Here is a 506-nt window from a genome sequence, read left to right as displayed (position 1 = left end):
ATGGCAATGACGCCAAGAGGAGGCTATTTCGGCGTATTGGCGGGTGTATTGGTCGCTGCAGCTGTATCGTTCATCGTTTCAGCAGTGATCCTGAAATCCTCAAAAGCTAGTGAAGAAGACCTGGCTGCCGCAACAGAAAAAATGCAGTCCATGAAGGGGAAGAAAAGCCAAGCAGCAGCTGCTTTAGAGGCGGAACAAGCCAAAGCAGAAGAAGCGTCTGAGCTGTCTCCTGAAAGCGTGAACAAAATTATCTTTGCGTGTGATGCGGGAATGGGATCAAGTGCCATGGGGGCATCCATCTTAAGAAACAAAGTGAAAAAAGCGGAGCTTGACATCAGTGTGACCAACACGGCCATTAACAATCTGCCAAGCGATGCGGATATTGTCATCACCCACAAAGATTTAACAGACCGCGCGAAAGCAAAGCTGCCGAACGCGACACACATATCAGTGGATAACTTCTTAAACAGCCCGAAATACGACGAGCTGATTGAAAAGCTGAAAAA

1 pseudogene is annotated in these 506 nt (G+C 47.8%); it reads left to right on the top strand.

The window, feature by feature from the left end:
* Positions 1–506 (top strand): annotated as a pseudogene (locus tag ACWHAR_RS32500) (PTS mannitol transporter subunit IIBC); the annotation flags it as partial.

Source organism: Bacillus sp. LR--39 (genome assembly GCF_053613335.1).
The sequence above is the reverse complement of the archived record's forward strand: the minus strand, read 5'-3'. Positions and strand labels throughout refer to the sequence as shown.